The organism is Polaribacter sp. 2305UL8-11 (genome assembly GCF_058147165.1).
The window spans coordinates 92,949-119,825 of record NZ_JBYVJW010000006.1 but is presented as its reverse complement, the minus strand read 5'-3'; the positions used below and the strand labels follow the sequence as shown (position 1 = coordinate 119,825).

Genomic DNA, 26,877 nt, shown 5'->3' with positions numbered 1-26,877 from the left:
AAATTAATGAATCAAAAACAATTAACTCCTTGGCAACGTTTTGTTGGCTTATTAAGGTTAGAAAAAAAAGATATTTTTCAAATTTTTTACTATGCTATTTTTGGCGGAATTGTTGCATTATCTCTTCCTTTAGGAATACAGGCAATTATTAATTTAATTCAAGGAGCACAAATTTCTACTTCTTGGATTGTTTTAGTTGTTATGGTTACTATTGGTGTTATTTTTTCTGGGGCTTTACAATTAATGCAATTAAGAATTATTGAAACCATACAGCAAAGAATTTTTACACGATCTTCTTTTGAATTAAGTTATCGTTTTCCTAAAATAAAAATGAAGGAATTAAGAAATTATTATCCTCCAGAATTAGCCAACCGTTTTTTTGATACTTTAACCATCCAAAAAGGATTATCTAAAATTTTAATTGATGTACCAACTGCATTATTACAGATTATTTTTGCGTTAATATTATTATCTTTTTACCATCCATTTTTTATCATTTTTGGAATTTTACTTTTATTATTAATATACATTGTATTTAAATTTACTGCTCAAAAAGGTTTAGAAACCAGCTTAGTAGAATCTAAAATAAAATACAAAGTTGCACACTGGATACAAGAAGTTGCAAGAACTGTAGTAAGTTTTAAATTATCTGGAAACACAAACTTAGCACTAGAAAAAAATGATGATTTAGTAAACAAATATCTAGAAGCAAGAGAAAATCATTTTAAGATATTAATTCTACAATTTTCTCAAATGATTGGTTTTAAGGTAATTGTAACTGCTAGTTTATTACTAATTGGTGGAGCCTTGGTGTTAAATCAAGAAATGAATATTGGACAATTTGTAGCTGCAGAAATAATTATTCTTTTAGTTATACAGTCTGTAGAAAAATTAATTATTGGTTTAGAATCTTTTTACGACGTGTTAACCTCAATAGAAAAAATTGGACAAGTAGTTGACAAAGAGCTAGAGCCACAAACTGGTGAACGTCCTTTTTTTAAAGAGGGTATTGTTGTGGAGTTAGATGATGTTTCTTATGGTGTAGAAAACAGAGAAAAGCATATTATAAAGAATATTTCTTTAACTCTAAATCCGAAAAGCAGAATTTTAGTAATGGGAGAAAGTGGTGCTGGAAAATCTACTTTATTGCGTTTAATTTCTGGAGTTAACCAACCAACTTCTGGTAATATTTACATCAATAACTTATCATTAAATAGTTTGCATCTTAATCATTATCGATCTCAATTAGGTTTATCTCTTTCAGATGAAACACCTTTTGAAGGTAGCATTCGAGACAACTTAGTTTTTGGAAATAAAACTGTTAATGATGAAATTATCTTTGAAGCCTTAGATATTGTTGGACTTTCTCAGTTTTTAAAAGAACAAACTAATGGTTTAGACACAGTTTTATATCCAGAAGGTAAACAAATGTCTTATACAATTGCTAAAAAAATAATTTTAGCAAGAGCAATTATTAAGCAACCAAAAGTAATGATTTTAGAAGATCCTTTAGATCAATTTAATTTAGACGAAACCATAAAAATCATCAGCTATTTAACTTCGCCAAAAAGACCTTGGGCTTTAATTGTAGTAAGTAGTAAAAAGAGTTGGAGATCTAAATGTAATCAAACAATTACACTAGAAAAAGGTGAAATTAAATCAATAATATAATTTGTTATGCTAAATATATCTAATAACCAATTAAATAAGAAAGTTGATTTAACAAAGTTTAAATCTGGTCAAAAAATTTTTACGAAAGAATATTATAAAGCTTTTAATAAATTTTTGTTAGCAGCTGCAATAATTGGCTTTATAACGCTTTTTTTACCTTGGACACAAAACATAACTGGTCAAGGTCAAGTTACAACTTTAACGCCAAATCAAAGACCACAAACCATTCAGTCTCAAATTCCTGGTAGAATTGAAGAGTGGTTTGTAAGAGAAGGAGATTTTGTAAAAAAAGGGGATACAATTCTAAGAATTTCTGAAATAAAAAGCGAATACTTTGACAATCGTTTAGTAGAAAGAACAAGTGAACAGATAAACGCAAAATCATCTTCTGTGAATGCATATCAAGGAAAAGTAGAGGCATTAAAAAGACAAATAGAAGCACTAAAACAAGAACAAAAATTAAAGATAGAACAAACTAAAAACAAACTATTACAAGCAAAATTAAAGGCAAAAAGTGATAGTATAGATTTTGAAGCAGCCAAAACAAACATTAAAATTGCAGAAAGTCAATTCAACAGAACTCAAACTCTACAGAAAGAAGGTTTAAAGGCTGTAAAAGATGTAGAAGATAAGCGTATAAAATTACAAGCAACACAAGCAAAATTAATATCACAAGAAAATAAATTATTAGCTAGCAGAAATAATATTTTAAATGCAAAGTTAGAATTGTCAAGAATTGGTGCTACTTACACAGATAAAATTTCAAAAGCACAAAGTGATATGTTTACTGCACAATCTAGTGGTTTTGATGCCAAAGCACAAGTATCTAAATTAGAAAATAATAGAAGTAATTATAGTATTCGAAACAGTTTGTTGTTTATTACTGCTCCTCAAAATGGTTTTATAAATAAAGCTATAAAAGGCGGAATTGGAGGTACTTTTAAAGCTGGTGATGATATTGTAGGTATAATGCCTCAAGATTACGATTTAGCTGTAGAAACTTTTGTAAGACCCATAGATTTACCTCTTTTACATATTGGCGAAAAGGTTCGTGTACAGTTTGATGGTTGGCCAGCAATAGTCTTTTCTGGTTGGCCAAATGTTTCTTACGGAACTTATGGTGCAAAAGTAGTTGCTATAGAAAATTTTATTAGCGATAATGGTAAGTATAGAGTTTTATTAGCTCCTGACGAAAAAGATCATGCTTGGCCAGAAGCAATAAGAGTAGGATCTGGAGCCAAAACAATTGCACTTTTAGAAGACGTACCTATTTGGTTCGAACTTTGGAGACAATTAAACAGCTTCCCTCCAAATTATTATCAACCAGAAGCTACTGACAAAGGTAAATCAGACAAAAAGAAAAAATAATACAGAATCCTTGATTTAGAATTTTTAAGATGAAAAAATATATTTTAATATCATTTTTATTATTTACTGTCGGTTATTTTGCACAAGATAAAGTAGCATCTGTCATGACTTTATCAGAATATTTAGGCTATGTAAAAAGTTATCATCCAATTGTAAAACAAGCAAATCTTGTCATTAACAAAAGTGAAGCGAAACTCTTAAAAGCGAGAGGTGCTTTTGATCCAAAAATTGAAGTAGATTTTGATAAAAAACAATTCAAAGAAAAAGAATATTACAATAAATTAAATGCCGCTTTTAAAATACCAACTTATTACGGATTAGAGTTTAAAGCTAATTTTGAAAACAATAGTGGTGTTTTTTTAAATCCAGAAGCAAATGTGCCAACAGATGGTTTGTACACTGCAGGAGTTTCTGCGTCTTTACTAAAAGGATTGCTAATTAATAAAAGAATGGCTGCTTTAAAACAAGCCAAATTTTTCTTAAATCAAGCTAAAGAAGATCAACAAATACTAGTAAATGAAATTCTTTATAATGCTTCACTCTCCTATTTTAATTGGTTAAAGACGTACAATGAAAAACGTGTTTATGCTGATTTTTTAAACAATGCAAAAATAAGATTTGAAGCAACAAAAAGGGCTTTTTTAGAAGGAGAAAAACCTGCTATAGACACTACAGAAGCAGGGATTACACTAAATAACAGAAAATTAAATTTAGAAAAAGCTAGAATTAAATTGATAAAATCATCCTTAGATTTATCTAACTATCTGTGGTTAAATGATAATACTCCTGTAGAGTTACAAGACAATATTATACCAGATATAAATACTTTAAGTAATATTGATACCACCTTTAATATTGCACTATTTAACAACGCCAATTTTGACATTAACAATCATCCAAAAATTAAATCTTTAGAGTTTAAAATACAAAGTTTAAATATTGATAGAAAACTAAAGATGAATAATTTGTTACCAAAATTAGATGTACAATACAATTTTTTGACTGAAAATAGAAATCAGATAAATTCTTTAAATACTCAGAATTATAAAGCAGGAATCAACTTTAAATTACCAATATTTTTAAGAAAAGAAAGAGGAGATTATAAATTGGCAAAAATTAAACTACAAGATAAAAAGTTTGAGAGTGATGTTGCCAAAGTAACCATTAAAAATAAGGTAAATGCAATACAGCAAGAATTAGCATCTTATACAACACAAAACAGTTTAACAATTGATATTGTTAAAGATTATGGAACTTTACTTAAAGCAGAAGATCGTAAGTTTTTCTTAGGCGAAAGCTCATTATTTCTAGTAAATTATAGAGAAGTAAAATTAATTGACGCCAAATTAAAAGCAATCGAATTAGAAAATACTTTCTTTAAAACAAAAGCCAAATTATTTAAAGCTGCTGTTATATCTATAGCTGAATAAAAATAGCGAAAATTAGGGCTAATAAAACAAAAATTAAATAAGTAAAAAGTTTAATCATCTTCTTCTAAAGTAAAAAAATCATTCACAGCAATATTAAAAATAGCAGATAGTTTTAGTGCCAAAACTGTAGAGGGTACGTACCTATTTTTTTCGATAGAATTAATTGTTTGACGAGAAACTCCTATTTTTTTTGCCAAATCATCTTGTGTTAAGTCTAAAATAGCACGTTGTACTTTTAAAGTATTTTTCATCTTACCTATTCAATCTTTTTAATTGCCAAAACACCATTAATTGTACTATTAACATATAAAAAAGTATTTGAAAATAGTTAAAGCCCTCTAATTTTTCTTTCTCATCAAAGAAAAGTCCAACTCCATAATTAATAAAAGGCTGTACCAAAGCATAAATAATGACTAAAACAAATGCTATTCTGTAAGATTGTGATCGCAAACTATCAACATATTCATCTTCTATTTTTTCTTTTGCCAAAGAAACTAATAATAAACCAACCAATAATACACCTTGCAAAATTGGTCTTACCCATTCAGAATCTTCAATATATTTTCTAATAATCATTAAAAGAAAACTCCCTATAGCAATTACATAACCTATTTTTTTAAATTGATTACTTAATTGAAATTGATTCATTTTTTCTACATAACTTCTTTCTCTTTCACAAATTGATTGTTTTGGCATCTTATTTTGTTTTACAAATTGATAAATATATTTATTATAATGACAAATATACTTTACATTTTGTAATTTCACAACTTTTTTTAGTATTTTTAAAAAATCAATTAACTAAACTTTATTTTATGACAACAAATTCAAACAAACCAAGTACAGCCTTTTGGGTAATTGGTGTACTTGCTCTTTTATGGAATCTTATGGGAGTAAGCGCGTATTTATTTCAAGCTTTTGTAACCGAAGAAATGATTTCAGAGTTACCTGCAGAACAACAAGCAGAACTTTTAATTGATCATCCTGCTTGGTTAACTGCACTCTTTGCACTTGCTGTTTTTGGCGGGTTTCTAGGATGTATCTTCTTACTTGCAAAAAAGAAAGTTGCATATTATTTATTTCTAATTTCTGGAATTTGTGCAACAATACAACAAGTATACTTATTAACTACAGTTGAAGTTTCAAGCTATATAATGCCAATATTGATAATTATAGTTTGTATTTTCTTAATTTGGTATTCGAAAAAATGTATTGCAGATGGCATTTTAAAATAATATTTTTCAGATAAATTAATTTTAAAAGCTGCTTTTTGCAGCTTTTTTTATTCAAAAAGGGCAGCTATAAATTCAGCAACACAAGCAGGTTTTTCTTTTCCTTTAATTTCTATAATACAAGAGAATGTAGTTTTAATTCCGTTATTGTTTAATTCTTCTATTTCTTTTACTTCTGCAAGAATTCTTAATTTACTATTTACAGGAACTGGATTTGGAAAACGAACTTTGTTCAAGCCATAATTTAGTCCCATTTGTAAGCTTTTTATCACAAATAAATCCTCTAATAATTTAGAAATCATAGCAACAGACATAAATCCGTGTGCAATTGTGCTCTTAAAAGGAGATTCTTTTTGAGCTTTATTTTCATCAATATGAATCCATTGTTTGTCTAAGGTTGCATTTGCAAAATCATTAATCATTTCTTGAGATATAGAGTACCAATTGCCAGTAGGTAACTTCTTCCCTTTCATCTTTTTAAAATCATTTAAATTTTCAAAAATTAATGTACTCATATTATCTATATTTTTAACAATTTGCTATGTAAATTCTAATTTAAAAAATATTAATTTAGGCAAAATTTTACACAAATGAAAAAACTAACCTTATTCTTATCCTTAATTTCTATTTCAATTTTCGGTCAAAGCAATCCACAATGGATGAGACACTCATCTATCTCTCCAGATGGAACCCAAATTGTATTCACCTACAAAGGCGATATATACAAAGTAAATGCTAATGGTGGAAATGCACAACAACTTACCTATCATAGTGCTCATGACTATAAAGCAGTTTGGAGCAAAGACGGTTCTAAAATTGCATTTGCATCTAACAGATATGGCAATTTTGATATTTATGTAATGAGTTCTAATGGTGGTAAAGCCACAAGATTAACTTTTCATTCAAATAACGAAACCCCTTTTTCTTTTTCTGCAAACGATAAAGAAATTGTTTTTGGTGCGTTAAGACAAGATGCTGCTAATCACAGACAATATCCACATAGATCACAATCAGAATTGTACAGTGTTCCTGTAAATACAGGAAAAGTGAGTCAATTATTAACCATCCCTGCAGAGTATGTTCAATATTCTAAAGATGGTAAAACAATGGTTTATCATGATAAAAAAGGAGGAGAAAATGAATGGAGGAAGCATCACACATCATCAATAACCAGAGATTTATGGGTTTATGACACTAAAAAGAAACAACATAAAATGATTACTTCACACAATGCAGAAGATAGACAACCTGTTTTTTCTTCAGATGAAAAAAGTCTTTATTTTTTAAGTGAAAGAAGTGGTACTTTTAATGTACATAAATTGTCTTTAGCAAACCCTAGTCAAACACAACAATTAACTTCTTTTAAACTGCATCCTGTACGTTTTTTAAGTTTTGGAAATGGTGTACTTTCTTTTGGTTATGATGGAGAGTTATATACTATGAGAGAGGGACAAAAACCAAAAAAGGTATCTGTAAACATCATTACTCAAGATAAAGAAAACGCAGATAAATTTATCTCTTTAAATGGCGGAATTAGAGAAATGGCTGTTTCTCCAAATGGAAAAGAAATTGCTTTTATAGCTAGAGGTGAAGTTTTTGTAACTTCTGTAGATAAATCTTTTACAAAAAGACTAACAAATACACCAGAAAACGAGCGTTTTGTTTCTTGGGGGCCAGAAGGTAAATCTGTAATTTACAGTAGTGAAAGAAATGGAAAATGGAGTGTTTTTAAAACTGAAAAAGTAAGAAAAGAAGAACCTTTTTTCTATGCTGCAACATTGCTTAAAGAAGAAAGCTTAATAGACACAAAAACAGACAATTATTTGGCTCAATATTCTCCTGATGAAAAAAAAATAGCATTTATAGAAGGTAGAAGAACTTTAAAAATTAAAGATGTAAAAACAAAAAAAGAAGTCACTTTATTAACGCCAAAAGACTTGTTTCACATGAGAGATGGAGACAAGTATTTTACATGGAGTCCAGATAGCAAATGGTTACTTGTAGACTGGAGCAAAACACTAAGCAATAGCGAGGTTTTATTAATGGCTGCAGACGGTTCTAAAAGAGTAAACTTAAATGAAAGTGGGTATTATGATTCTAGTCCAAAATGGGTAAATGGCGGAAAACAAATGCTTTGGTTTAGCAATAGAAACGGATTAAAATCTTACGCAACAAGTGGTCGTTCTCAAAATGATGTTTATAGTATGTTTTTTACACAAGATGCTTGGGATGAATTTAATTTAAGTGATGAAGATTACAAGTTAATGAAAGCTGTAAAAGAGGCAGAAAAAAAGCGAAAAGAGAAAGAAAAAAAGGATAAAAAAGACGCTAAGAAAAAAGATAAAAAACAGACTGACAAAAAGAAAACCGACAAGAAAAAAGATGTAAAACCACTTACTTTTGATTGGGATGACATGAAAGATAGAACCAAAAGGTTAACCATACATTCTTCTAGATTAGGAGATGCAGTTTTATCTAAAAAAGGAGACTTTTTATATTATTTATCTAGTTTTGAAGGACGCTCAAATCTATGGAGCACAAATTTACGAACTCGTGAAACCAAAATGCTTATGAAGTTAAATGTTGGTTTTGGTAGTTTAGAATGGGATAAAGAAATGAAAAACTTGTACTTATTAAGTGGAGGAAGAATTTCTAAATTAAATCCAGCTTCCAAAAAAAGAGAATCTGTTAAAATAAATGGAGAAATAAAATTAGATGAATATGCAGAAAGACAAGCTATGTTTGATCATGTTTGGATTAGAACAAATGCTATTTTTTATGAACCAACTTTTCATGGTATCAATTGGAAAAAAATGAAAAAAGAATACCAAAAGTATTTACCACATATTAGCAATGGTTTTGAATTTGCAGAAATGCTTTCGGAAATGTTAGGAGAGTTAAATGTTTCTCATGCTGGATCTAGTTATAGAGGTGGTAGTATTTCCAATGCAGATGCAACTGCTTCTTTAGGTATTTTTATGGATTATAATTTTAAAGACGATGGGATTCGTATTGAAGAAATTATAAAAGGTGGTCCTTTAGATAAAGGAAAATTTAAAATTTCTTCAGGAATGATTATCAAAAAAATAGATGGAAAAACTATTGATAAAAACCAAGATGTTGCAAAGTATTTAAACAGAAAAGCAAACAAGTTTATGCTTTTAGAAATTTTAGATCCTAAAACAAAAAAGACACAAACTATTACTGTAAAACCAATTTCTTTACGATCTGAAAGTAGATTACTTTATGACAGATGGGTAAAAATTAACGAAAAAGAAGTAGAAAAATTAAGTAATGGTAAATTAGGTTATGTTCACATTCCTGGAATGAGTGATGGACCTTACAGAAGTATTTATCAAGATATGATGGGTAAACATATAGACAAAAAAGGAGTTATAGTAGATACTCGTTTTAATGGTGGTGGAGATTTGGTTGCAGATTTGGCAATGTTTTTTACAGGAGTTCCTTTTATAACGTATGCAACAGAAGCTAAGGTTGTTGGTGGAGAGCCAACAAGCAGATGGACAAAGCCAACATTATCTATTTTTAATGAAAGTATGTATTCTGATGGTCATTGCTATGCATCTGGTTACACAGATTTAAAAATAGGAAAAACAGTAGGAATGCCAGTTCCTGGAACTTGTAGTTTTGCAGGTTGGGAAGGTTTACCAAATGGATCTTCTTGGGGAGTTGTGCCTGTAAGTGCTAAAAATAAAGCTGGAGAATGGATGGAAAACAACCAAACAAACCCATTAATTCAAGTAAAAAATATGCCTGGTCAAATTGATAATGGAGTAGACCAGCAATTGATACGTTCTGTAAAAGAACTTTTAAAAGATGTAAAATAAATAGTTTATTTTAAAAAATAAGGCTGTCTAAAAAGTTAATTTAGCTGTCATTTTGAGCCTTTCGTATTCGCTCAAGACAGGCTTTGTCGAAAAATCTATGTGATTGATTTTGAACAAATAAGATTTCTAAATTATAGTCTAAATGACAAATTTTAAGACAGTCTCTTTTATTTTATTTTACCAAACAAATCATCTTTAATTTTTGGTAATTGTAAGTGATATTTTACAGATATTACTCTAATAATTACTATAACAGAAGCAGAAATAATAAATATCAAATTTTCTGACAAGTTAAAATAGTTTAAAATTAAATAGCTAATTCCACCAGCCAAACAAGCAGAAGCATAAATTTCTTTTTCAAAAATTAATGGTACTTTATTGGTTAAAACATCACGTAAAACACCGCCAAAAACTGCAGAAATCATTCCCATAATTAATGCAACTATAGGATGTAAATTAAAGGCCAATCCTTTCTGCAAACCTAATAACGTAAAAACACCTAAACCAATAGTATCAAACAAAAACATTGTTTTGCTTAAAGGAGCAATTTTACTTTTAAATAAAAAAGTTAGAATTACTGCTGCAAAAATTGTGTATAAATAATTTAAATCTCCAATCCAATTAATGGGATGTGCATCTATTAAAACATCACGTAACATTCCTCCTCCAACAGCAGTTACAAAAGCTATTATTATGACTCCAAATAAATCGAACTTTTTATCAGAAGCCACTAAAGCACCACTAATTGCAAAAGCAAACGTTCCTAATATATCTAATACATAAATAAATTCCATTTTACACAGTAACTTCTGTAAACTTTATATTTAAGTCTTTCTGAATTTGATGAATTTTTTCTAATTCTGAAGGTAAAATAAAAGCAATTGAAACCCCAGTTTTTCCTGCTCTTGCAGTTCTACCACTTCTATGGGTATAATATTCTAATTGTTCTGGTAATTGATGATGGATAACAAACTCTAACTCTTTTACATCAATTCCTCTTGCAGAAACATCTGTAGAAACTAAATATTGTAAATTTTCTTTCTTAAAAGCTCTCATTACTTTGTCTCGTTCTTTCTGTTGCATATCTCCTTCTAAAGCAGCAGTAGAAAAACCTTCTTCAATTAATTGAGCTGCCAAATTTTGTGCTCCAGCTTTAGTTCTACAAAAAATGATTCCTCTTTGGTCTTGTCTTTTTTCTAGAAAAGTAACAATATCTGCTATTTTTTCTTTTAAAGTAGTTTTTGTAAAATGATGACGAATGTTTGCATTTACCAAAGAATTTTTATCAACTTCTATTCTAGGTGCATTTGCATCCATATAAGTTTTTACTATTCTTTTTATTTCATCAGGCATTGTTGCCGAAAACAACCATGTTTTTCTTTCAGACTTTGTCGTAAACTTTAAAATTCTATTTAAATCTTGTTTAAAACCCATGCTCAACATTTCATCAGCCTCATCTAAAACAACGGTTTTTACGTGACTAATATCTATGCTTCCACGTTCTATTAAATCTATCAATCTACCAGGAGTTGCTACAACAATATGCGTGGTTCTTTTAAGATTGTTCATTTGCCTGTCTATCTTTTCTCCACCAAAAACAGCTTCTACAAAAATACGCTCTTCACTATATTTTGTAAACTTAAATAATTGCTTTTTTATTTGTTGTACCAATTCTCTTGTTGGCGATAAAATTAATGCTTGTATATTTTCTGAACTTGCATCTATATGATGCAAAACAGGTAAACCAAAAGCTGCAGTTTTTCCTGTTCCTGTTTGAGCTAAACCAATAAAATCAGTTTTAGATTTTAATAGAATAGGAATTGTTTTTTCTTGAATCTCAGAAGGCTTAGAAATTCCTATTTCTTTAATCGATTTTATGTAATCTTTATGGATTCCTAAAGAAGAAAATGTTGACATTTGTATCTAAATTTTCTGCAAAGATACTTTTATTTAAGAGGTTGTAATACTTTTAAAACATTTTCTCTAATTCTAATTGGTTTATGTGTTTTGGCATCTAACATTACCCATATTGTTTTTGCTTTTACCAGTAAAATATGATTTTTATAAAACTCCATAAAACGTACCGAAGTTACTCCTTTTGTTTCTCCTACCCATGTTTTTACAGTAATTTCATCACCCAAAGTAGCTTGTTTTAAATAATCTATTTCGTGTCTCATTACCACCCAAATATATTGTGGTAAAGGATTATGTTTTGTTAAATGTAGCCAATGTGTGTTTGCAATTTTATCCATCCATTTTACATAAACCAAGTTGTTTACGTGGTTTAAAGTATCTATATCTTTGGATGATACTTTTATTTTTAACTCAAAAATTAAACTCATTATAAAATAGACTCTCCATTTAAATTCGTCGTTAAAATATCGCTAAACAAGTTAAAAAACGGACGTAAAGCTTTGTAACTCTCATCTACTTTGTCTATAAAATCTGTGGCTAAAACCTCCTGGTCTGTAAAGTTTTTAACAGCTATAAAACCTTTTTTTCTTAACAAGTCTACATCTGGATGCTCTTTATCAAAACCTCTTGGAGCTGTTTTTAACTCTCCAAAACTTTCAAATTTACCTCCAAAATGTTTTTTGTAATTTTTTTCTTCTAAAACACTTCTAATTTCTGAAGCATCTTGTTCTATTTCTTTTCTAATTCTGAATAAGTCTTCTTTATTAGGTTCCCAAAAACCACCAGCTAAAAAAGATTCTCCTGGTCTTATTCTTAAAAAATAACCTCCTCTTAGCTCTTTTCCTAAGCGTGAGTATGAGTTTGCAAAATGTGCTTTATAAGGAGTTTTGTCATGAGAAAAACGAACATCTCTGTAAATACGCATCATTTTAGATTTTTCTATTTCGTCATGCGTTTGTAATTTTTGGTGTATTTCTGCAAAAACATCTTTAGCATTGTTTAAAGCCTTTGTATAGGTAGGTTTATTGTCTGCAAACCAATCTCTATTGTTGTTTTTATGTAAGTCTTTTAAAAATTTGAAGGTACTTTTTTCGATTTGCATTTTAAATAATTTAAAAGTTCAATTTACAAAATAGATTTGTAACTTCGGTTTTCTGATGCACCAAAAAACTAAAGACGTCCAAAAAAGATATGAAGGTTTTTTACAAACTTCAAGTTTGTGGAAATCTAATAGTGTTTATGATTTGCAACAATTTGACATGGTGCCTAAATTCTCTAAAATTGATATTGATATTAACGAAAAATTGCGTTTAGGAAAGTATATTGAACGTTTGGTTTCTTTCCAATTAACACAAGATAGTCATACCGAAATTTTATGCGAAAACATTCAAATTCAAAAAGATAAAAGAACTTTAGGTGAATTGGATTGCATCATTAAAAAAGTAGAAAAAATAATTCATTTAGAAATTATTTATAAATTTTACTTGTATGATAATGCTATAGGAACTACTGAAATAGAACACTTTATAGGTCCAAATAAAAAAGACTCTTTGGTTGAAAAATTAACAAAATTAAGAGACAAACAACTACCTCTTCTCTACTCTAAAGAATGTGTTGATTATCTAAATTCTATACACTTAGAAGCTTCAAAAATTGAGCAACAAGTATTTTTTAAAGCGCAATTGTTTGTACCTTTTTCTAATAAAGAACTACAATTATTAACTACCAATCAAGATTGTATTTCTGGTTTTTATATCAATAAAAAAGAATTGGAATATTTTTTAGATTGTAAGTTTTACATCCCAAATAAAAAAGATTGGTTGATAATTCCGAATAAAAATGTGAATTGGTTGCCTTTTAAAAGTTTTAAAAAAATTTCAAATACTTATTTGGCAAGAGAATTTTCTCCTCTTTGTTGGGTGAAAATGAATAATGGAGAGCTTAAAAAATTCTTTTTAGTTTGGTGGTAAAAAAAGAGGCTGTCTGAAAAGTTAATTTATCTGTCATTTTGAGCAAATAAGATTTCTCCATTACAGTCGAAATGAGAGATTTTAATACTTTTCAGATAGCCTCTTTTATAAATTTATAATATTAAATTTTAGTTCTCTTTTTTCTTATCACTTTTAGAAACTTTGTTCCAAATTTTAATCTCATCATCTTTACCAACACCTTCTAAAATCTCAACATTTATTCCATCTGAAGTACCTAATTTTAAAGTTACCTTTTTAAAAGTACCATCTGCTTGCTTTACTTCTACATAAGGCTCTTCTGTTTTTTTATCAAACTTTAACAACGCTTCTTTAATAGATAAAACACTGTCCTTCTTTTCTAATACGATATCTGCATTTGCACTGTAACCAGCTCTAATAAAATACTTATCATCTAAAGAAACATCTGCTTTAATTTTAAATTGCACAGCACCATTTTCTTCTGTTCCTTTTGGCGCAACAAAATTTAATTTTGCAGGAAATTTTTTGCCTTCTATAGCTCCAATAGAAACCTCTATATCACTACCTGTAATTAATTTACCCACTTCAGATTCATCTACTTTACCTTCAAAAATCATTTTGCTCATATCTGCAATAGAAGCAATAGTTGTACCTGCATTAAAGTTGTTAGATTGTATTACTTGATCTCCTTCTTTTACAGGAATTTCTAAAATAGTTCCAGACATTTGAGCAATAATATTGGTGTTTGCTCCACCTCCACCAGCTGAACCTTTTTTAATAATTAAATAATCGTTCTGAGCATTTTTTAAATCTTGCTGTGCTTGTTGGTAAGTAAGCTCTATATTTTCATAAGCAGATCTTGCAATTACTCCTTTTTCAAATAGCTTTTTATTTCTATCATAAGAAATTTTAGCATTATTTAAACGTATTCTAATGTTATCTACTCTACCTTTTGCACTAATTAAAGATTGCTCATTAGGCACAACTCTTACAGTGGCAATTAAATCTCCCTTTTTAACTTTAGAACCTTCTAATAATAAAACTCTATCTATAATTCCTGTTATTTGAGGTTTAATTTCGATTTCTTCTAAAGGTGTAACCTTACCAGTAGCCACTGTTTTTTTAACAATTGTGGTTTTGAATGGCTTTTCTGTTTCATATTCTACTATGCTCTTTTTGTTCTTTTTACCGAACCAAACAAGTGCAGCTATAAAAAATATTGCGATTACAATTAAAATAATTTTTGCTCTTTTACTCATGATTTGTTGATTGATTTTTTTATTCTTCTCTTAATGCTTCTATTGGTTTCACTATTGTTGCCATGTGTGCAGGAATTAGTCCTATTAAAGTTCCTAAAATAACTAATGTTGTAAATGCTATAAATATAATAGGAATATTTACTGTAGGGTTTACCAATGCTGCATCATCTCCTTGTCCGAAAGCAGAATCTATTAAAAATAGAATTAAGGCTCCAAAAACAATACCCAACATTCCTGCTACTGTTGTTAAGAAAACAGATTCTAATATAATTTGCTGTCGAATACTTTTTGGTGTAGCTCCTAATGCTCTTCTAATTCCGATTTCTTTTGTACGCTCTTTTACTGTTATTAACAAAATGTTTCCAATGGCAAAAACCCCTGCAATTAAAGTGGCAATACCTACAAACCAAGTAAGAAATTGCATACCAGTTAAAAAACCTGTTATTTTACCTATTTCTTTACCTAAGTTTGCGCTACCAAACGCTCTTTTATCTTCTGGGTGTACTTTATGCAAATTCTTTAAAGTTAAAAGAATATCTTTTTCCATTTGCTCTATATCTGTACCTTCATTGGCAGTAATCATCATCCAATCAATTTGATTGGCAGTATTATAAACCTTTTTAAAAGTTGTAAAAGGTATATATGCTGCATCTCCATCAAAATTTATAGTATTTGAGGGTTCATAAACACCAATTACTTTGTAATTTATAGCATTTATTTTAATGTACTCACCTATTGGCATTACATCTTTATCAAATAACTGCTTGTACATATCTTCAGAAATTACAGCAACTTTTGCTGTTGAAAGAATATCATTTTCGTTTAAAAAACGTCCATAAATTAATTTCTTTTTCTGAATTTTATCTAATACAGGATAATCTCCACTTACATTAAAATCACCTGATTTAAAATTATGAGTTATTAAGTTATTGGTTTGGTTTCTTGGTGCCAAAAGCTTAATTTCTTTTGAATATTCTGATTTTAAAGCATCAATATCATTTGTGTTTAAATTAAACCTTCTACCTTTTTGAAAACCTTTAAAAGGTGTATCTGTAGATTGTGTCCAAACAAAAACACTATTTGTTGCAAAATTTCCAAAAATTTTGTTGAAACCATTTTCCATTCCTCTAGCAGCTCCTAAAAGAACAACTAATAAAAAGATACCCCATAAAACACCAATAATAGTAATTACAGTTCTAATCTTATTTTTACGGATGCTACCGTAAATTTCTTGCCAAGTATCTGAATCGAATAAAAACTTCATAATTAATCTGCTCTTAAGGCTTCTATAGGTTTAATATTTGCAGCTCTTTTTGCTGGCACATAACCTGCAATTAATCCTGAAAGAATTAAAACAATGGTTGCTCCAATTACTATACCTGGACTTACGCTTGGGTCTTTAATAAAATAATCTTTTTCTAAACTATCACCTATAAAACTTAAAATATAAGTACCTAATGACAAACCTAAATAACCTGCTATTGTAGTAATTAAAACAGATTCTTGAACAACCATACCTACAATTGATGATGGTTTTGCACCTAAGGCTTTTCTAATTCCGAATTCTTTGGTACGTTCTTTTATTACAAAAATCATAATATTACTAATACCGATAATTCCAGCAATTAAAGTTCCAGAACCTACAAAGATTACAATTAAATATAAAACAAACATAAATTGCCCAACACCTTTATTTGCTTCTGCCATATTTCTAACAGAAAGCGCACTTTGATCATCAGGATGAATGTTCATCTTTTTACGTAAATCACGTTCCATTTTGTTTCCAAATGCAATAGCAGCATCTAAACTTAAATTAGGGTTGTAACCTAAATTAATTTGGCTGATATAGTCGTTATTACCATACATCATTTGTGCAGTACTAACTGGCATATATGCTTGTCTTTCTTCATTATCTCCACCTTCATCAGAAAAAACTCCAATAATTAAAAAAGAACTTCCATTAAGATTAACTCGTTTATTTAAGGCTGGTTTTTCTCCAAATAAATCTTCTTTTATCAGTCTTCCTATAACAAGGACTTTTGATTTTTCTCTAATATCTCTTTCATTCAAATAGCGCCCTTCATCTATTATCGTTTTCTCTAAAAATTGATGATCTGGATGTACCGCTCTTAAACGATAATTATCAGCTTTACTTTTATACTTTATAGAAACATTTTTATATATTCTAGCTGATTGGTATTGAATTTTATCAGCATATTCATCTTTTACATAATTATACTCTTCATTTCTTAACTGAATTCTTCTACCAGTTTGTAATCCCTTATATGGTTTAGATGTTTTCCAAACACGAACAAACATTGCATTTTGAGCATCATCATTAAATGCGCTTTTAAAGGAATTACTTAAACCACTTACTATACCAAAAAGCAACGTAAATAGTAAAATAGCAAATGCTACTGTAAAGCCAGACATTACAGAACGTAACCTGTTTTTATTTATGCTTTGAAATATTTCTCTCCAACGATCTAAATCAAACATAATTAAACTGCTTTGACTGCTTTGGTTAATTCATCGCTTATAATAACACCATCTTTTAAACGAACGATTCTTTTGGTTTGTTCTGCAACTTCTTCTTCATGCGTAATTACAAAAACAGTCATTCCTTGGTCATTAATATCTTTTAATAAATCCATTACTGAGTCTGTTGTAGTAGAATCTAATGCACCTGTAGGCTCATCTGCTAAAACAACCTTTGGTTTTGTTACTAAGGCTCTTGCAATGGCAACACGTTGTTTTTGTCCTCCAGAAAGTTCGTTTGGTAAATGATTGGCCCAATCTTTTAAGCCAACTTGATCTAAATATTCTAAAGCTACTTTTAATCGCTCTTTTCTATTCATTCCTTTATAATACAAAGGTAAAGCAACATTTTCTAAAGCAGTTTTGTAAGATATTAAGTTAAATGACTGAAAAACAAATCCTAAAAATTTATTTCTAAGAATTGCTGCTTTTTTCTCGTTTAATTCTTTAATTAATTGTCCATTTAAATAATAATTACCTTCATCATGAACATCTAATAAACCAACAATATTTAATAAAGTTGATTTTCCAGAACCAGAAGATCCCATAATAGAAACAAATTCGCCTTCTTTTATATGTAAATCAATTCCTTTTAAAACGTGAAGAGAGTCTTTACCAATAGGATAAGACTTGTGTAATTTTTCTATTTTAATCATTAGTTGGTTAATTTTAAACGAAAATACCTAAAGCTATTCATTGCTCTTACTAATTTTTTGTTAAAAGCAAGGTAGACAATTTAAATACAACCATAAGACGCCTGAAATAAAAAAATGTTACAAGAAATTTAAAAAAAGATAAAGTATCTTTGTTTTTGTAAATTTTGGTAAAAATTTTATGGTGAATTTTCCTAAAAACAAAAAGATTATTTTATTTGACGGTGTTTGTAATTTATGCAACAATTCTGTTTTAAAAGTAATTAAATACGATAAAAAAAATACTTTTTTATTTACAGCTTTGCAATCTAAAACAGGGCAAGAAATTATAAATTATTTAAAAATTGATGTTGCTAAAATAGACTCTATCATTTTATATGAACCAAATGTATCTTATGATGTAAAATCGACAGCAGCTATTAAAGTAATGAATCATTTTGGAGGACTTTGGTCTTTAACAAACATATTTTGGATTTTTCCTGAAGGTTTTAGAAATTTAGTTTATGATTTTATTGCAAAAAACAGATATAAATGGTTTGGTAAAAAGGAAAGCTGTATGATTCCTACACCAGCATTAAAAGCTAAGTTTTTAGAATAAGTGAGAATAGAGAATAGAGAATAGAGAATAGAGAATAGAGAATAGAGAAAAATACTTTTAAATAATTCATGAAAAGCTTACCAAAAGAAATAAAATGTGTCATTTTTGATATGGATGGTGTAATAATAGACTCTGAAGAAATCCATAAAAAAGCGTATTACGAAACATTTGAATCTATTGGTGTAAAAGTTTCTGATGAATTGTATAAAACCTTAACAGGCTCTTCTACCATTAATGCTTTTCAAAAATTAGTAGCTCATTTTAAACTAGATTTAGATCCTAAAGAATTAGTTTTAAATAAAAGAAAACGTTATGTAAACTTCTTTGAAAATGACCCAACTTTACATTTGGTAAAAGGAGTTGAAGATTTAATAAAACACTGCTATCATAAAAAATTAACTTTAGTCTTAGCCTCTTCTTCTGCCATGGTAAATATTGATAGAGTTTTTAATCGATTTCTTCTAAATCCATACTTTACTGCAAAAATTAGTGGTGCAGTTTTAACTGCTTCCAAACCTCATCCAGAAATTTTTGAAAAGGCTGCAATTTTAGGTAATACTGCTAGAGAAAATTGTATTGTGATAGAAGATTCTGATAATGGAGTAAAAGCTGCAAATGATGCAAATATTTTTGTTGTGGGCTACAAAAATCCGATGGCAGAAGATCAAACGTTAGAAAATGCAGATTTAGTGATTGATGATTTTAGTGAGTTATACAAAGTTTTATAAAAGAGTTTAATTCCTAAAAATTAAAATTCAAGGTATATTATTTTAAAAATCTTTTTCTATAAATACAGATTAGAATCCATACTAGATTCAATTACCACTATAAATTAATTAAAAAAAAAGATAGTTTACTGTTAACCAATAACGTGTTTGTTTGTTGCGTACAATACTTTATTTAATCGCTTCTAAAATCATTTTAGTAGAGTTTTTATTTTTTAAAATTTCTTTTTTCATATTTTCTTTTATATTTTTTAATTCAGTAACTTTCCATCTTTGAACTGAGTATAATAATTCAAGTTGTTCATTTATAAATTCAAGTTCTTCTTTTTGAACTTCGCCTTTTTTTTGTGCTTCATATTCAGATATTTTTTGATTTATAAAATCATTATGATTTAATTTTAGGCTTAAAAGTTCTTTTATTCTATTAAACATTTCAATAGAAATTTCAGTTTCACTTAATTCACAACCATTTAAAAATTGTATTTTCTTATGTTCATTTAGATTTGAAATAAAAACCTTCATTATCTTTTCGGACTTACTATTAATTAAATAAATTGAAGAATAGAATTTAGAAATAATATTTCCATTAAGTGCAAGATTTTCTTTTTGCTTTTCATCTAATTTATTGAAAATATTGTGGAAATTAAAATATAATTTACTGTCTTCTCCACCAACATTTATTGATTTACTTTCAACATAATTAGAATTTTCAAATTGTGAATTAATTAATTTTAATTCTTTAGAAGAAGAACAACTAAAGAAAATAGCAACTATTATTATGTATTTTAGCTTGTTCATTCGTATTGAGACAACTAAACTCCAAACTGCGTTAAATGATGGTCTAAATGCTTGTAAAACATATTGTTCCATTCTTCAGACGTCAATTTTCCAAAAGAATGAGATTCTTTTCCTTCAAAATGACTAGCTCCTAACTCTTGTGTATGGTTAATATAGTCAATTAGACGTTGTTTTTCAGTTATAAAAACTTTTTCATCAGTAATTAAAAATTGAGGAGCAGTTCTTCCGTTTTTTGCATACGGCTTTTCTGAAACAACAATCTTTTTTACAAACAACTTCAACATAAATTTTGTAAAAGCATTAGGTTTTGGGTGTTTGTCTGTATAGACCATCTCATAAGTTATACAACAATGTGCTAACATTTGCGCAACAGACATTTTTCCCCAATTAGGTTGTGTTTCTGAAGTTAATTTTTCTATTCTCTCAATTACTTCTTTAGTCACTTCTTTTGTAAATATATTTTTCATTTTGATTGTTTTTTTTGATAAAAAATATTCTTTTCTAAAAATACACTATATTTTATTATGTAAGATTATAATAAAAGGATCGATTCTAAAATCTAATAAACTTCATCATCCATTTTAATGTAAAATTTTAAATAATAATTCTTTTAAAATGTCTCTTTGAGATTGGTTTGCGCCAACACCTTTACTCTTTACATCTGCCTCTCTTAAAAAAGCAATATTTTGGGCTACTTTTCGCATTGGATAATTTCTTGCAGCTAAAAAATATTCATCTACAAAATACGGACTTACTCCAATAGATTTAGCGACGGAATTTTTAGATTTATCTTGTAAACCATGAAACATGAGCAGTTGCGTAAAAAAACCATTTAATAAAGAAATTGTCATGACTAGAGGATTATTCTTAGGATTTTCTGCAAAATAATTGATAATTCTATTGGCTTTTACAACATTCTTCTCTCCTACAGCTTTTTTTAATTCGAAATTATTAAAGTCTTTAGAAATCCCAATATTTTCCTCAATATGTTTATCGTTAATAATAGTTTCCTTGGGTAAAATTAGCATTAGCTTACTCAATTCATTGGCTATTTTACTTAAATCGGTTCCTAAAAACTCTACCAACATTTGCGCTGCTTTTGGTTCTATTTGATACTTTTTTCCACTTAAAACTCTACGAATCCAATCTGCAACTTGGTTCTCATATAATTTTTTGCTTTCAAAAATTAAACCCGATTTTGCAATTGCTTTGTGTAATTTTTTACGTTTGTCTAGCTTTTTATATTTATAATTTAAAACGAGTACAGTTGTTGGTTGTGGATTTTCTGCATAAGAAACCAGTTTTTCTATATTTCTACTTAAATCTTGCGCTTCTTTAACAATTAAAACTTGTCTTTCTGCCATCATTGGATAACGTTTTGCAGCACCAACAATATCTTCTACAGTAACATCTCTACCATACATTATCTGTTGATTGAATCCTTTTTCGGCTTCATCCAAAACTTTTTCTTCAATAAAATCAGAAATTTTATCAATATAGTAGGGTTCTTCACCCATTAAAAAATAGATAGGTTTAATATTTCCTTTTTTAATATCTGAAACTATCGCATTAATTTCGTTCATTTATATAAATATATTTTTTCTTGCCACAAATTCACTAATAAAAATTAATCATAAATTTAATCAGTTTTTATGATAAAATTTTATACACTAACAATAATTCGTGAATTCGAAACAATAATTTTTCACAAAACAATCCTTTTAAACTCTAAAGATTCATTCTGAAAGTTAACCAAAATACACAACTTATTACCTGATACTTTTAAATAATTAATACATTAAGCTATATGTTTTGGATGAAATTCTTTTACTGATTTTAATTCTAAAATAATTTTGTTAAATACTACAAAATCAGCATAAAAAGGATGTAACAAAACAACTTCTTTGTAATTAACTAAATATTCTTTTTCTCTTTCAAAATCAATATTATTCTTTTTAAACTCATATTCGAGGGCATCTTTATAAACTACTTCTAAAAAACCACCACCTAAATTATTATGAACCTCAAACAAAGTTCCTACAATATCTTAGCTTTCTTTTTTATAAATCATTTTAATTTGTGATATTCGTGGCAATGAAGATGCAAAAACTTAATTTACCACATTATGATTTCAGGCTCAAAAGTAGCGAAAATAAGACGCTAATTTTTGATAAATTAAGAAAAAAATATTTGGTTTTAACTCCAGAAGAATGGGTTCGTCAACATTTTGTTCATTTTTTAGTTGATGAAAAAAAATATCCAACTTCTTTAATTGCTATAGAAAAAGAACTCACCATTAACAATCGAAAAAAAAGAACCGATATTTTGGTTTTTAATTCTAATGGAAAACATGATATTATAGTAGAATGCAAAGCTCCTTCAATAAAAATTACCCAAGCAACTTTTGATCAAATTGCACGTTATAATTTAAAGTTAAAAGCCAATTTTTTAGTTGTTACAAATGGTTTAGATCATTTTTATTGTAAAATGGATTTTGAAAACGAAACCTATGTTTTTTTAAAGGATATTCCTGATTATAAATAAAACCTATTTTTCTATTGGATCTGTTACTTCGAGTGATTTTTGAAGAATAAAAAAATTGTATTGAGAAGTTTTTTAAAATTAGTTATCGATACAAAATTCTTGAAAAAAGAATTTCTCTAGAACTAACAGCCCTGAGAAAACACAATTTTATTAAGATAAAATTAGAAATAAACTAATTTTTAAAATGTAAATTCGCAACCTTGAAAATAGCGATTGTCATATTAAATTGGAATGGTCAAAAACTTTTAGAAAAGTTTTTACCATCTATTGTGAATTTTAGTTCGCAAGAAGCAACTATTTATGTGGCTGATAATGCTTCTACAGACACTTCTATAAATTATGTGAGAGCGTTTTTTCCTTCAGTTAAAATCATAGAAAATGCTGTTAATGGAGGGTATGCTAAAGGATATAATGATGCTTTGCAATCTATAAATGCAGATGTTTATTGTTTATTAAATTCTGATGTAGAAGTAACTAAAAACTGGTTACTTCCTATTATAGAGGTTTTTAAGAATGAAGAAAATACAGCCATTATTCAACCAAAATTATTAGATTACAAAGACAAAACAAAATTTGAATATGCTGGAGCTGGAGGTGGTTTTGTAGATTTATATGGTTACCCTTATTGTAGAGGACGTGTTTTTAATCATTTAGAAACTGATACTGGGCAATTTAATGATACCACAACTATTTTTTGGGCTTCTGGTGCTTGTTTGTTTATTCGCTCTAAAATTTATCATAAAATTGGAGGTTTAGATGAAGATTATTTTGCGCATCAAGAAGAAATTGATTTATGTTGGAGAACACATAATATTGGCTACAATGTAAAATATGTAGGTAAATCTGTAGTATATCATGTTGGTGGTGCTACTTTGCAAGAAACAAACCCACATAAAACGTATTTAAATTTTAGAAATAGCTTGTTAAACGTAGTAAAAAATGTACCTAAAAAATGGTTTTTATTTGTCGTTTTTTCGCGATTAATTTTAGATGGAATTGCAGGTTTAAAATTCATCATAGAATTAAGACCTATTCACACTTGGACCATATTAAAAGCACATTTTAGTTTTTATAAAAATTTCTTCAAATTTTTAGGAAAACGCAAAAAATTAATAAAAAAACAAGATTATAATTTACACACTAGTGTTGTTTGGCAGTATTTTATTTTAGGAAGAAAGAGGTTTAAAGAACTCAAATAAGTTTAAGGTTTAAAATTAAAAGTTTAAAACTGAGCATTGAATTTTGAACTCAAAACTTTAAATTATAAAATATCCAAACTTCCTTTTCCTTCTCTTACTACTTCTGGATAATTGTCAGTTAAATCTATAATTGTAGATGCAGTATTATCTCCATAACCACCATCTATAACTACGTCAACTAGGTTGTTCCATTTTTCATAAATCAATTCAGGATCTGTAGTATATTCTAAGATTTCATCATCATCTCTAATTGATGTAGAAACAATTGGATTTCCTAAATTTTCTACTAAAGTTCTAATAATATTATTATCAGGAATACGAATTCCTACCGTTTTTTTCTTCTTAAATACTTTTGGAAGATTATTACTACCAGGCAAAATAAATGTGTAAGGTCCAGGTAAAGCTCTTTTAAGTATTTTAAAGGTGGAAGTGTCTATTTGTTTTACATAATCAGACAAATTGCTTAAATTATCACAAATAAAAGAAAATTTGGCTTTCTCTAACTTTACTCCTTTTATCTTTGCAATTCTTTCTAAAGCTTTGTTATTTGTAATATCGCAACCTAAACCATATACAGTATCTGTTGGGTAAATTACAACTCCTCCATTTTTTAAAACCTTTATAACCTTATCAATTGCTTTTTGATTTGGGTTGTTATTGTATATTTTTATAAACTCTGCCATTTTATAAATATACAAAAACTCAACATAATTATAATTATGTTGAGTTTTTTATTAGGGAAGTTTCTATTTCTTATGATTTGTCTACCAAACGAAATCCTTCTCCATGAATATTTAAAATTTCTACATTTTCATCGTCTTTTAAGTATTTACGCAATTTTGCAATATACACATCCATACTTCTAGATGTAAAGTAGTTATCATCTCTCCAAATTTTAGTTAACGCCAATTCTCTTGGCATTAAGTCGTTTTTATGAATGGCCAACATTCTTAATAATTTGCTTTCTTTTGGAGATAATTTTATTGGCTCTCCATCTTTTGTAACAGATAAATGGCGTAATTTAGAATTAAAGAAAAAGTTACCAATTGTAAACTCAAACTGTTCTGATTCTGCAGTTTTGTCTGTGTCTTTACGTTGTAATATTGCTTTAATTTTGTGTAATAAAACTTCAGAGTCGAAAGGTTTATTTAAATAATCATCTGCACCAACTGCATAGCCTTTTAAAACATCTTCTTTTAAAGTTTTTGCTGTTAAGAAAATAATTGGCACTTCTTTATTTGTGCTTCTAATATCTTGTGCTAAAGAAAAACCGTCTTTACGAGGCATCATAACATCTAAAATACATAAGTCATAATCACTGTTTTTAAACATAATTAATCCTTCTATACCATCTTTTGCATGTGTAACGTTATAATCGTTTAATGCTAAATAATCTTTTAAAACGGTTCCAAAATTTGGATCGTCTTCTACTAATAAAATTTTTTTACTTCCCATTTTTATACTTTTTTAAATTATTGGTAATTTCACTGTAAATATGCTTCCTTTTCCTTTTTCGCTTTCTACAAATACGGTTCCATGATGTTTGTCTATAATTTCTTTAACATAAGCCAAACCTAAACCATGGCCTTTTACATCATGTATATTTCCTTTTTGTTCTCTATAAAATTTGTCAAAAACGTGTTTTTGAACAGCTTTAGACATTCCTATACCTTCATCTTTTATTTTAAGAATAAAAAACTTATTGGTACTTTCTGTATATACATCAATTTTTGGTGCATCTACAGAGTATTTTATAGCATTTTCCAACATATTAACCACAACATTGGTTAAATGAAATTGGTTCCCAGAAATTTCTGAAGTAATTGCTTCAAAATGTGTATTTATAGAACCTTTTCTGTCTTCTATTAATAAATTGATATGCGTAATTGCATCTTCTATAATGTCGTGCATATCTTCTGTTTCTTTACTAATTTCTATTTGATTTTTTTCTAATCTAGAAATTCTTAAAACATTTTCTACTTGTGCATGCATTCTTTTATTTTCGTCTCTAATCATTTGAACGTATCTTAATACTTTACTTTGATCATCTATGATTTTAGGATTTTTTATAGAGTCTAAAGCTAAATTTATAGTGGCAATTGGTGTTTTAAACTCGTGAGTCATATTATTTATAAAATCCGTTTTAATTTCTGATATTTTCTTTTGCCTTATTAATTGATATAAAGAACTAGAAAACGCAATAATAATTACAAAAATAAAAAATAAAGAAAGTAGTAAAATGCTTGATATTCCTGATAATATGTGCTTATTTTTTGAAGGAAATGTTACATATAAACGATAATCTACTTCTCCAATAGCGTCATAAAATAATGGATATTGAATACTTTCATTTTTATTGATGGTGTAATAACCCGATTTTAATTTTGTAGCCAAACCATCTTTACTATAAACTCCATATTTAAAGTCTAAATTTATATTTCTTTTCTTTAATTCTTCTTTAATTGTTGTATTTAGTTCTCTATTACTTAATCTTTTATGAATTGGTCTTGTGCTATTAATATTTTTAAAAATTTCTGCAAACTGGCTTCTCTCAACATTTTTTAATCTTTTTGTAAAAGAAAATCTTTTTTCATCTACAGAAGAAAAAACGTTGTCTGCTCCTGTTATCAATCTTGTTTGAAAAAAATCGTTTTTACCACTAATTCTTTTAATAATAATGCTATCATTATCTACAAAATCTGCTGGCATTTTAAAATTTTCTTCTAAAATTGTTCCTCCGTAAGTAAATCTTTGGTTTGTTGTGGTATCTATTTCTTGAAAAATCCAATTCTTTATTTGAGCTTCATCTGCTAAAACAGAATTTTCTACAATACCTGCGTATTTTCTTTCGATATAAAGCTGCTCTTTCTCGTTAATTATCTCAGATACACTTCCTAAAGATTTTTGTACATCGTTTTGAAATTGTTCTTTTTTACTCTCTACAGCATTGTTTATCCAATACAGTTGTACAGTAATGATTCCTATTAAAGAAACACTCATTAAAACAACAATAAGCACAAACATTTTTTTGCCCATAATGCAAAGTTAACGCATTTAAGAAAAGAGAATTGTCGTTTTTTAAATAAAAAAGGGTGTTTAGTTAAAATTTAAGAGTTATTTAACAAGATAAGTACATAAACCTAAATTCATG

At 28.2% G+C, this 26,877-nt stretch carries 28 protein-coding genes; 10 read left to right on the top strand and 18 right to left on the bottom strand.

Going from position 1 to position 26,877, the window contains the following annotated elements:
• The first annotated feature begins 6 nt into the window (after positions 1-6).
• From ACY2RW_RS07265 to ACY2RW_RS07255, 3 genes are read left to right on the top strand one after another with little or no spacing between them, the layout of a single operon-like run.
• Positions 7-1,671, top strand: a complete 1,665-nt coding sequence (locus tag ACY2RW_RS07265) for a peptidase domain-containing ABC transporter (RefSeq protein WP_490122050.1) — start codon at positions 7-9, stop codon at positions 1,669-1,671.
• Positions 1,672-1,677: 6 nt separating this feature from the next.
• Positions 1,678-3,039, top strand: a complete 1,362-nt coding sequence (locus ACY2RW_RS07260; protein WP_490122049.1) for an HlyD family secretion protein — start codon at positions 1,678-1,680, stop codon at positions 3,037-3,039.
• Between the two features lie 29 nt (positions 3,040-3,068).
• Positions 3,069-4,469 carry a TolC family protein gene (locus ACY2RW_RS07255; RefSeq protein ID WP_490122048.1) on the top strand — a complete coding sequence of 467 codons (1,401 nt, stop codon included), beginning with the start codon at positions 3,069-3,071 and terminating at the stop codon, positions 4,467-4,469.
• A 50-nt stretch (positions 4,470-4,519) separates the two neighbouring features.
• Here the strand turns inward: ACY2RW_RS07255 and ACY2RW_RS07250 are convergent, their stop codons facing one another.
• Both ACY2RW_RS07250 and ACY2RW_RS07245 read right to left on the bottom strand, forming a co-directional pair.
• Positions 4,520-4,720: a helix-turn-helix transcriptional regulator gene (locus ACY2RW_RS07250; RefSeq protein WP_490122047.1), complete on the bottom strand. Its 201-nt coding sequence runs from the start codon at positions 4,718-4,720 to the stop codon at positions 4,520-4,522.
• A gap of 1 nt (position 4,721) precedes the next feature.
• Positions 4,722-5,165 carry a hypothetical protein gene (locus tag ACY2RW_RS07245; RefSeq protein ID WP_490122046.1) on the bottom strand — a complete coding sequence of 148 codons (444 nt, stop codon included), beginning with the start codon at positions 5,163-5,165 and terminating at the stop codon, positions 4,722-4,724.
• A 119-nt stretch (positions 5,166-5,284) separates the two neighbouring features.
• On the opposite strand from ACY2RW_RS07245, the gene ACY2RW_RS07240 reads away from it, so the two are divergent.
• Positions 5,285-5,704 (top strand): hypothetical protein, encoded by a 420-nt coding sequence (locus ACY2RW_RS07240; protein ID WP_490122045.1) that lies wholly within the window; start codon positions 5,285-5,287, stop codon positions 5,702-5,704.
• A 47-nt stretch (positions 5,705-5,751) separates the two neighbouring features.
• Here the strand turns inward: ACY2RW_RS07240 and ACY2RW_RS07235 are convergent, their stop codons facing one another.
• The gene (locus tag ACY2RW_RS07235) at positions 5,752-6,216 is read right to left on the bottom strand and encodes a MaoC family dehydratase (RefSeq protein WP_490122044.1); all 465 of its coding nucleotides are present in this window, start codon (positions 6,214-6,216) and stop codon (positions 5,752-5,754) included.
• A gap of 75 nt (positions 6,217-6,291) precedes the next feature.
• Here ACY2RW_RS07235 and ACY2RW_RS07230 point away from each other — a divergent pair, with 75 nt between their 5' ends.
• Entirely contained in the window at positions 6,292-9,549 is a 3,258-nt protein-coding gene (locus ACY2RW_RS07230) for a S41 family peptidase (RefSeq protein WP_490122043.1), read from the top strand.
• A gap of 167 nt (positions 9,550-9,716) precedes the next feature.
• Here ACY2RW_RS07230 and ACY2RW_RS07225 read toward each other — a convergent pair whose 3' ends face one another.
• The 4 genes from ACY2RW_RS07225 to ACY2RW_RS07210 are packed head-to-tail and all read right to left on the bottom strand — an operon-like array spanning position 9,717 to position 12,565.
• Complete coding sequence (locus ACY2RW_RS07225; protein ID WP_490122042.1) at positions 9,717-10,343, bottom strand: trimeric intracellular cation channel family protein; 627 nt, start codon at positions 10,341-10,343, stop codon at positions 9,717-9,719.
• A gap of 1 nt (position 10,344) precedes the next feature.
• On the bottom strand, positions 10,345-11,466 hold the full coding sequence (locus ACY2RW_RS07220) for a DEAD/DEAH box helicase (protein ID WP_490122041.1): 1,122 nt from the start codon (positions 11,464-11,466) through the stop codon (positions 10,345-10,347).
• Positions 11,467-11,495: 29 nt separating this feature from the next.
• Positions 11,496-11,891: an acyl-CoA thioesterase gene (locus ACY2RW_RS07215; protein ID WP_490122040.1), complete on the bottom strand. Its 396-nt coding sequence runs from the start codon at positions 11,889-11,891 to the stop codon at positions 11,496-11,498.
• Positions 11,891-12,565, bottom strand: coding sequence for a DUF2461 domain-containing protein (locus ACY2RW_RS07210; protein ID WP_490122039.1), 675 nt, complete (start codon positions 12,563-12,565; stop codon positions 11,891-11,893). The genes ACY2RW_RS07215 and ACY2RW_RS07210 overlap by 1 nt, the downstream gene beginning before the upstream one ends.
• 55 nt (positions 12,566-12,620) lie before the next feature.
• Between ACY2RW_RS07210 and ACY2RW_RS07205 the strand changes: the two genes are divergently transcribed.
• A complete protein-coding gene (locus tag ACY2RW_RS07205) occupies positions 12,621-13,433 on the top strand; it encodes a DUF1853 family protein (protein ID WP_490122038.1) in 813 nt (270 codons plus the stop codon).
• Positions 13,434-13,561: 128 nt separating this feature from the next.
• Here ACY2RW_RS07205 and ACY2RW_RS07200 read toward each other — a convergent pair whose 3' ends face one another.
• The 4 genes from ACY2RW_RS07200 to ACY2RW_RS07185 are packed head-to-tail and all read right to left on the bottom strand — an operon-like array spanning position 13,562 to position 17,865.
• Positions 13,562-14,671, bottom strand: coding sequence for an efflux RND transporter periplasmic adaptor subunit (locus ACY2RW_RS07200; protein ID WP_490122037.1), 1,110 nt, complete (start codon positions 14,669-14,671; stop codon positions 13,562-13,564).
• A gap of 19 nt (positions 14,672-14,690) precedes the next feature.
• Entirely contained in the window at positions 14,691-15,935 is a 1,245-nt protein-coding gene (locus ACY2RW_RS07195) for an ABC transporter permease (RefSeq protein WP_490122036.1), read from the bottom strand.
• A 2-nt stretch (positions 15,936-15,937) separates the two neighbouring features.
• Positions 15,938-17,170 (bottom strand): ABC transporter permease, encoded by a 1,233-nt coding sequence (locus ACY2RW_RS07190; RefSeq protein WP_490122035.1) that lies wholly within the window; start codon positions 17,168-17,170, stop codon positions 15,938-15,940.
• A 2-nt stretch (positions 17,171-17,172) separates the two neighbouring features.
• On the bottom strand, positions 17,173-17,865 hold the full coding sequence (locus tag ACY2RW_RS07185; protein ID WP_490122034.1) for an ABC transporter ATP-binding protein: 693 nt from the start codon (positions 17,863-17,865) through the stop codon (positions 17,173-17,175).
• A 178-nt stretch (positions 17,866-18,043) separates the two neighbouring features.
• On the opposite strand from ACY2RW_RS07185, the gene ACY2RW_RS07180 reads away from it, so the two are divergent.
• Positions 18,044-18,460 (top strand): thiol-disulfide oxidoreductase DCC family protein, encoded by a 417-nt coding sequence (locus ACY2RW_RS07180; RefSeq protein ID WP_490122033.1) that lies wholly within the window; start codon positions 18,044-18,046, stop codon positions 18,458-18,460.
• A 68-nt stretch (positions 18,461-18,528) separates the two neighbouring features.
• Positions 18,529-19,188 (top strand): HAD family hydrolase, encoded by a 660-nt coding sequence (locus ACY2RW_RS07175; protein ID WP_490122032.1) that lies wholly within the window; start codon positions 18,529-18,531, stop codon positions 19,186-19,188.
• A gap of 168 nt (positions 19,189-19,356) precedes the next feature.
• On the opposite strand, the gene ACY2RW_RS07170 is transcribed toward ACY2RW_RS07175, so the two are convergent.
• The 4 genes from ACY2RW_RS07170 to ACY2RW_RS07155 form a co-directional block, all read right to left on the bottom strand.
• A complete protein-coding gene (locus tag ACY2RW_RS07170) occupies positions 19,357-20,055 on the bottom strand; it encodes a hypothetical protein (protein ID WP_490122031.1) in 699 nt (232 codons plus the stop codon).
• The gene (locus tag ACY2RW_RS07165) at positions 19,998-20,450 is read right to left on the bottom strand and encodes a DUF1569 domain-containing protein (RefSeq protein WP_490122030.1); all 453 of its coding nucleotides are present in this window, start codon (positions 20,448-20,450) and stop codon (positions 19,998-20,000) included. Before ACY2RW_RS07165 ends, ACY2RW_RS07170 begins: the two co-directional genes overlap by 58 nt.
• Positions 20,451-20,564: 114 nt before the next feature.
• Complete coding sequence (gene holA / locus ACY2RW_RS07160; protein ID WP_490122029.1) at positions 20,565-21,566, bottom strand: DNA polymerase III subunit delta; 1,002 nt, start codon at positions 21,564-21,566, stop codon at positions 20,565-20,567.
• 215 nt (positions 21,567-21,781) lie between these two features.
• A complete protein-coding gene (locus tag ACY2RW_RS07155) occupies positions 21,782-22,015 on the bottom strand; it encodes a GxxExxY protein (protein WP_490122028.1) in 234 nt (77 codons plus the stop codon).
• A 68-nt stretch (positions 22,016-22,083) separates the two neighbouring features.
• Between ACY2RW_RS07155 and ACY2RW_RS07150 the strand changes: the two genes are divergently transcribed.
• Together ACY2RW_RS07150 and ACY2RW_RS07145 are read left to right on the top strand one after the other, a co-directional pair.
• On the top strand, positions 22,084-22,527 hold the full coding sequence (locus tag ACY2RW_RS07150) for a type I restriction enzyme HsdR N-terminal domain-containing protein (protein WP_490122027.1): 444 nt from the start codon (positions 22,084-22,086) through the stop codon (positions 22,525-22,527).
• Between the two features lie 200 nt (positions 22,528-22,727).
• Complete coding sequence (locus ACY2RW_RS07145; protein ID WP_490122026.1) at positions 22,728-23,726, top strand: glycosyltransferase family 2 protein; 999 nt, start codon at positions 22,728-22,730, stop codon at positions 23,724-23,726.
• A 62-nt stretch (positions 23,727-23,788) separates the two neighbouring features.
• On the opposite strand, the gene ACY2RW_RS07140 is transcribed toward ACY2RW_RS07145, so the two are convergent.
• The 3 genes from ACY2RW_RS07140 to ACY2RW_RS07130 all read right to left on the bottom strand — a co-directional run bounded on the left by ACY2RW_RS07140 (position 23,789) and on the right by ACY2RW_RS07130 (position 26,762).
• The gene (locus ACY2RW_RS07140) at positions 23,789-24,409 is read right to left on the bottom strand and encodes an L-threonylcarbamoyladenylate synthase (RefSeq protein ID WP_490122025.1); all 621 of its coding nucleotides are present in this window, start codon (positions 24,407-24,409) and stop codon (positions 23,789-23,791) included.
• A 70-nt stretch (positions 24,410-24,479) separates the two neighbouring features.
• Positions 24,480-25,181, bottom strand: coding sequence for a response regulator transcription factor (locus ACY2RW_RS07135; protein WP_490122024.1), 702 nt, complete (start codon positions 25,179-25,181; stop codon positions 24,480-24,482).
• Positions 25,182-25,193: 12 nt separating this feature from the next.
• A complete protein-coding gene (locus ACY2RW_RS07130; protein ID WP_490122023.1) occupies positions 25,194-26,762 on the bottom strand; it encodes a sensor histidine kinase in 1,569 nt (522 codons plus the stop codon).
• Positions 26,763-26,877 lie beyond the last annotated feature (115 nt).